The organism is Streptomyces sp. UNOB3_S3 (assembly GCF_020740895.1).
GTDB lineage: Bacteria > Actinomycetota > Actinomycetes > Streptomycetales > Streptomycetaceae > Streptomyces.
Genome location: NZ_JAILXP010000393.1, coordinates 1 through 6,392, shown reverse-complemented (window position 1 = coordinate 6,392; position 6,392 = coordinate 1). Strand labels below are relative to the sequence as shown.

Here is a 6,392-nt window from a genome sequence, read left to right as displayed (position 1 = left end):
CCTCCCCATCCCCCCGCATGCCCCTGCCGACAACCCTGACGCCGTTTCAATGGCAGCTCCGCCCACGGCCGTCCGGACGATCGCCCGGACGGCCGTGGGCGGCTTCCGATCGGCATCAGTGACACTCCCGGCACCGGTTCCCTGCCGGAGTCCGCGCGCGGGGATTCAGCGGTTGTCGCCCAGTTCCTGGTGCATCTGGGGCTGGTCGTCCTGGTCGTGGGTGAGCGCGAAGCGCTGGACCTCGTTGTACGCCTTGGACGCGATACCGATGATCTCCTTGTACGGATTGACGCCGGTGACCTTCTCGGCGCCGCCGCCCAGGAGACCGCCGCCGATGCCACTGGCCAGGCCGTGGCCGGCGGCGAGCGGCTGGGCGGCGAGATCGAGGACGCTCTTGGGCAGTCCGGCCATGTCGGCGTACTTGTCGGTGAGCGCGTGGCGGACCATCGCGATGAACGCGTCGTGGACCGGCCCGGGGTAGAACTTCTTGTAGAAGTCGAGGGCCTGCTTCGTCATGAAGACGCCGTCGTCGGTCTTCTTCCACTCGTTGTCCCGTACCTGCTTCCACAGGCGCGTGGTCTCATCGGCGTCCTTGGGCACCACCCACTTCTGCGGGGTGCCGAGGTAATGGTTGACGTAGTGCCAGGCGCGCATGAAGCCGTTGGCGTCATCCTTGGAGACGTCGATGCCGAGGTTCTTCATGGCCTCGAGGATCTGTACGCTGAATACGCAGATGGCACCGGTGGTGTACTTCTGCGGGACCGGCTCGCCCCACTTGGCGTAGTCCCACACGCCGCTCTTCTTGTGGAGCTGGCGTACAGAGGCGTGGACCAGGCGGACCTTGGTGACGTTCGCCGCAAGGGTTCCGTCACGCGTGGCGTTGTCGTTTCCCATGTCGAGGAACAGCCGCGACGACTGCGACAGGCGTCGGCCAGGGCCCTCGACCCCGCCGAGGCGGCCGGTGGAGCGCAGGGTGAACGCCCCGGTCGGGGACAGGTAGGTGCCGATCAGGCCGACGGTGCCCTGCAGCATGGACGCCTCGCCGTGGTGGTGGCGGAAGAAGCCCTCAACGGCCGTGGAGTCCGCGTCCGTCCAGCCCGGCGGCGGCGCCTCGGCCTCCCTCAGGAAATCCGCCAGGCGCGGCGGCAGGTTCGAGTAGTCCTGACCGGGCTTGAGGGTGCCGATGGTGCGGAAGAGGGCGTTGACCCCGTCCACCTCCTTGTTGTCGATCAGGTCGGACACCAGCTGGTCGGCCGGCGGATCACCGGCCTGGTTGGCGAGCTCGAGCTCCTGCTCCACGTTCTGAGTCGTCAGAGGCACGGGGATTTCCTTCTTCCGTCGAGGGGCGCCAGCTGGTCGCGCGGTGGCATCAGCGCCACCGGCACGGTGCTCGGGCAGAGGAACCAGCGAACAGGGGCATGCTTCCCGGCTTCGCCGATGCCGCAGGGGGAAGAAGGGTGAGGAATCGTTTCTTCTTCACTCAAACGGGAGAATCTCGCCCCTCCGGGGGAATCGCGAAGAATTCTCGGGTATCCGGACGGATAACCGACCGTAACGTAAGCGCCTTGGCCGGTCGGCTCGATCACGTCGGGGGAGAGCGCTTTGCCGGTCTTCGCCGCATTCCCGGCATGCGGAAATCTTATGGCTGAAGGCGACGCATCGAGGGCTGCTCAGCCGTCCGTGTCGACTCCCTCATCCGTCCTTGCTGGTCCTGCTTCCGCCGCGTGCTGCTGAACGCGTCGTCCAGCGCCATGCGATTGACGGTTTCCATGGCCACAGCCCCCCGTCCTGGACCTGCCAACTCCCCCAGCGTGGAACCGATCTGGACATTCGGGCCAGTATTTTCAGCCGGGGGTCACGAGGAAGGTTGCCATGTACAGCAGTCTTACAGGATCGCCACGCCTTTTCGGGTGTGGCCGGTATCGGTTCCGCGTGGTGGTGTCAGTCGAGCGACCGCCCCCCGTGAGCGCGGATTGCCAGCAGCAGGAACAGGCGTAGCCTGGAAAAATAGTGGAGCACAGGTGTCCGCTGCCCGGACGGTGTGAAGGTGACACAGGGCAGCAGAAAACCAAGGCGCACACCACCTCGGCAGTGCGCGTGGCGCCGGGAACCTGCCAGAGCGGCCTGGGCGGTTTCCTCGCTACTTTATGAGCCTGGGGCAGGCTCTGCGCAGACGACTTCTCGACACAACGTCTCCTATGGTTCTCCGGCGCAGCCGTAGCAACTCCTCCTCCGAGGAGGGAGACCCATGGCCGCCCTTGGTCGGAGAAGCAACTCCTCCAGGGCGCCGGCACCGGCAACCCCGTCTTCCGCGGCACGAGCGCCATGGCGGAGTACGGCAAGCTGGTGGGCGTGGGTCAGCCCAGGCCCGTGCCGGCGGAGAACCAGGGCGGGCCGGGGACGCGTGACGGGCACTGGCGCGAGACGGTGTTCGCCAACGAGCTGATGACCGGATTCGTCGGCGGAGCCCCCAATCCGCTCAGCCGTCTCACGGTGGGCAGCCTGCAGGATCTCGGCTACGTCGTGGACATGGAGGCCGCCGACGAGTACGCGCTGCCCAACCACCTGGAGCTGGCCGAACGGAGCGAACTGCGCACCCACGCGGCGCCCGTCGGCGCCGGAACGGTGCAGCGCACCATCCCGGTCATACTGCCCGAGGACAGCCTGCTCACGCCGGCGTGAGGATCAGCACTCATGAACGGTGAGCGAGAGCGCCGGGCCCGGGACGGGCGCGACGACGCGCGCGGAGAGGAGCAGCGTGCCGTCCTGAGGCCCGACGCCACCGTCCTCAGATCCGAGGCGGTCATTCCCCGGGACAACGTCGTACGGCCGGCGCCCAACCGGTTCAGCCACATCCTCGAGGAGATGCACCCGTACTGGTTCGAGCGCTCCGAGCGGACTCCCCAGCCCGACGGGATGCTGCCTGCCGGGACCTCGGTGCTCCTCCTCCGGGAGGAAGGCGACCACTGCCGTGTGGTCACCGGAACCGGTCTCTACGTCACCGTCGCCCGGGCGAACCTGCGGGAACAGCCGGGGGCGGCTGATTCCGCGCTGCCGACCGCCTCTCCCTTGTGCCACGGTCCGTCATCGGCCTGAGCCACCGCTCGGACCGCTTCCGGGTCACGTGGCCCCGGCGACCCGTTACGCGGGACGTTTCCTTTCCGACTCCCCGCGCTCGCTCGACGTCGGGGTCAAGCGGCCGGTCGCGCACAGCGAGGTTCGGCCGGCCGACGGCCGCTGATGCCCCCGCGCCTTCCTCACCTCGCCTCACCTCCGCCACCGCGCTTCGACGGAAGCCGGTGCCCCATGTCGGCGGTCTACGGTGCCGGGGCGCGGCCAGGCGTTCGGGAGGATGCCTCACGGGAGGGTGAGTGGCTGGGTCTTGTCGCCGACCGCGGGCGAGGGCCTGTCGGGGTGGACGGCGACCAGCCGGGCGCCGTGCGCGTAGGTGCTCTCCCGGCCGTGGAACCGGTAGCCGGACTCGATGAGCTGGAGGATCTCGTGCCCCAGCATCGCCTGGGGGCCACCCTCGTCGGCCGATTTGCGACTGTCCCAGAGCGCGCTGTCGCCCAGCTTCTCGATCTCCTGCCAGAAGTTGCCCGCGTGGAGCTGCCCGCCGGTCAGCAGGCCTTCGATCTGCGGGCCGAGGCTGGTGACGATCTTGAACACGGCGCGTTCCGCGATGCCTCCGTCCATAAAGGCGAAGTTCACGGGAACGGACCACTTGGTGGTGTTCAGCCGCCTGCCCATCCGGGCGCTTTCGGGCAGCCGGTCTCCCGTCTGGGGCTTGGCCTGCTGATACGTGGCCCACGGGCCGGTATCGCCCGTGCGGCCGAGGACGAGCTTGCGCTTCGCGTCGAGCGCCGCTGTCCGGGTGTTCGCCATCGTTTCCGACGAGGTGGTCGTCAGATCGGTGCGGATGGCCGCCTCCAGGGCGGCTTCCAGTTCCGCCTTGGTGCGCTGCCGGGGCGGGCCGACCAGGTTCTCAAGGTGCTCGAACGAGTCGTTGAGGTCCGCGTTGTTCATGAGCCATTTGACGTCGCCGCGCTTCGCTTGCCAGGTGTTGTAGTCGGCGATGTACTCGTCGATACTGCTCCCCGCTTGGGCCACCAGCCTCCGCACCTCGTCATCGATCTTGGCCGGGTGGTGGATGCGCTGGACGTCGCAGGTCCTCCGGGAGGTCTGTGCGGCCTGTAGGGGCGGGCCGCCGGCAGCGGGGGCGGCGGTCGCCGGGCGGCTCATCACTCGGCGGGCGGTGGCCTCGGCCTCGCGTTCGAACCGATCCGACGGATCACTGACGCGCAGCCCGTCGCTCCGGTCGGTCCCGGCCACCGGGCCCGAGCGCTGCTGGAGGACATGGGCCAGTTCATGGGCGAGGGTGTGCCGGTCGACGCCGGAGGGCCCGGCGACGATGTGGCTGCCGGAGGTGTAGGCCGCGGCGCCGAGTTCGGCTGCGGAGGCGTGGGCGGCGGCGTCGGTGTGGATGCGCACATCGGAGAAGTCCGCTCCGAAGCGCGCCTCCATGTCGGCGCGACTCCGGCCGTCGAGCGGCCGACCGCCGCCGCGCAGGACGTCGTGGACGGCGGAGCGTTGCGCCGTCGGCCGACGTTCCTCCCCGTGGCCGCGGCCGGGGCCGTGCCGGTGTCGGTGCCGGTCCTGGGCGGCACCGGAGGCGCCGGTCCGGCGCACCATCTGGACCACAGTGGCGTTCCCGGCCAAGCGCTGGAGGGCGAGCAGGGCCTCGGCGGGCGCCGCCGCCCGGACCGGGTGGGTTCGGTCCGCCGAGGCGTTCGTGCTCTTCGGCACTCGGCTGCTGCTCGCTCGGTCGTACATGGAGGCTCCTTCCGGCGCCGGTCGTCCGCCATCCCGGTATACCCGAGCGGGGTGACGCCCCGCCAGGTGGAGCGGGGCGGAGTGCCCGCCTCCCCTGTCGGGACAGCACTTCGCTGTTCTCATCTCCGTCTCATCCTGGCCTCACGGATCCCTCACGGGCCCGCCCTAGCGTCACGGCAGCCGGAACGGAGCCGGGCCGGGCCCCGCTTCCTCCCGGTGTCCGCTGTCCCCCCACGTCTTCCTCGCCCGGGCTACGCGTGCCCGGCCGGGTTCACCCGTTCAAGGATCCGCATGTTCTTCACATACCTCCGGCGCGAGCTGCGCCGCCGCAGAAAAGCGGCGCTGGTCGTCGCCCTGGGCCTCGCCCTCGGCATCGCGCTGGTGATCACGGTCACCTCGGTGTCCGCGGGCATGGCCAAGGCCCAGGACAAGGTGCTCCAGTCGCTCTACGGCCTGGGCACCGACATGACCGTGACGAAGGCCCAGCCGGCCGACGGCAATGGCGGCGGCCGGCCGACCTTCAACTTCCGGTCTCGGACGGGCGGCCCGCAGAGCGGCGACCGTGTCGTGCCCAAGGGCTTCCAGACGCTGGACGCCTCGACGGTCTCCAAGGTCGCCGGGCAGGAAGGCGTCTCCGAGGCGGTCGGTGGGCTCTCCCTGAACATCGTCAAGGTCAACGGTGACTTCGACCCGGGCAAGGTCAAGGAGGAAGAGGGCAACGCCGGTGGTGGACGGCGCGGCTTCGGTGGTGGTGACGGCGGGCCGGAGGCTGTCGAGGGCGGTGGCGCCAGGTTCAGCGTCGACTCCTATTCCGCCTATGGCGTGGACGTGGCCCACCCGGATCTCGGCCCGCTGACCTCCTCGAAGATCACCAGCGGGAACGGCTTCACCTCGGCGCAGGCGAACGAGAAGGTCGCCGTGGTCGACAGCGCGTACGCGCAGAAGAACGGCCTCGCGGTCGGCAAAACCCTCACGATCAGCGGCAACGACTACAAGATCATCGGTATCGCGACCGCAGACAGCGCCGATGCCGCCGCCCATGTCTATCTGCCGCTCCAGCAGGCCCAGGCCCTCGCCGACGCCAAGGACAAGATCACCACGGTCTATGTGAAGGCGACGAGCTCGCAGCAGATCTCGGCCGTCAAGTCCACGATCCAGCGGAACGTCCCCGGCACCACGGTGACCACCGCCGCGGACCTCGCCTCCACGGTCTCCGGTTCCCTGTCCACCGCCGCCGACCTGGCGACGAACGTGGGCCGGTGGCTGTCCATCGCGGTGCTCGTCGCCGCGTTCCTGGTGGCCGGGCTGCTGACGTCCTCCGCGGTGAGCCGGCGCGTACGCGAGTTCGGCACGCTCAAGGCACTCGGCTGGCGCAGCAGTCGCATCACCCGGCAGGTGATGGGTGAGGCGCTCGTCAACGGCCTGCTCGGCGGCGCGCTGGGCATCGCGCTCGGCCTCGGCGCGGCAGCCCTCGTCACCGCCATCAGCCCGAAGCTCACCGCGCAGCTCGGGGGTGCCGGCGGTGGCTGGGGCGGCCCGGGTGGAGGCCCCGGTGGGGG

5 protein-coding genes are annotated in these 6,392 nt (G+C 69.6%); 3 read left to right on the top strand and 2 right to left on the bottom strand.

Features of this window, described 5'->3' with window-relative positions; translation table 11 throughout:
* Nucleotides 1-165: 165 nt before the first annotated feature.
* A complete protein-coding gene (locus K6I33_RS29805) occupies nt 166-1,320 on the bottom strand; it encodes an oxygenase MpaB family protein (RefSeq protein WP_229357656.1) in 1,155 nt (384 codons plus the stop codon).
* Between the two features lie 1,005 nt (nt 1,321-2,325).
* On the opposite strand from K6I33_RS29805, the gene K6I33_RS29800 reads away from it, so the two are divergent.
* Complete coding sequence (locus K6I33_RS29800) at nt 2,326-2,682, top strand: leishmanolysin-related zinc metalloendopeptidase (RefSeq protein WP_229357655.1); 357 nt, start codon at nt 2,326-2,328, stop codon at nt 2,680-2,682.
* Nucleotides 2,683-2,694: 12 nt separating this feature from the next.
* Nucleotides 2,695-3,096, top strand: coding sequence for a hypothetical protein (locus tag K6I33_RS29795; protein ID WP_229357654.1), 402 nt, complete (start codon nt 2,695-2,697; stop codon nt 3,094-3,096).
* Between the two features lie 261 nt (nt 3,097-3,357).
* Here the strand turns inward: K6I33_RS29795 and K6I33_RS29790 are convergent, their stop codons facing one another.
* Nucleotides 3,358-4,833 (bottom strand): DUF4157 domain-containing protein, encoded by a 1,476-nt coding sequence (locus K6I33_RS29790; RefSeq protein WP_229357653.1) that lies wholly within the window; start codon nt 4,831-4,833, stop codon nt 3,358-3,360.
* Between the two features lie 291 nt (nt 4,834-5,124).
* On the opposite strand from K6I33_RS29790, the gene K6I33_RS29785 reads away from it, so the two are divergent.
* The coding region (locus tag K6I33_RS29785) for an ABC transporter permease (RefSeq protein ID WP_229357652.1) at nt 5,125-6,392 on the top strand (1,268 nt) is incomplete at its 3' end.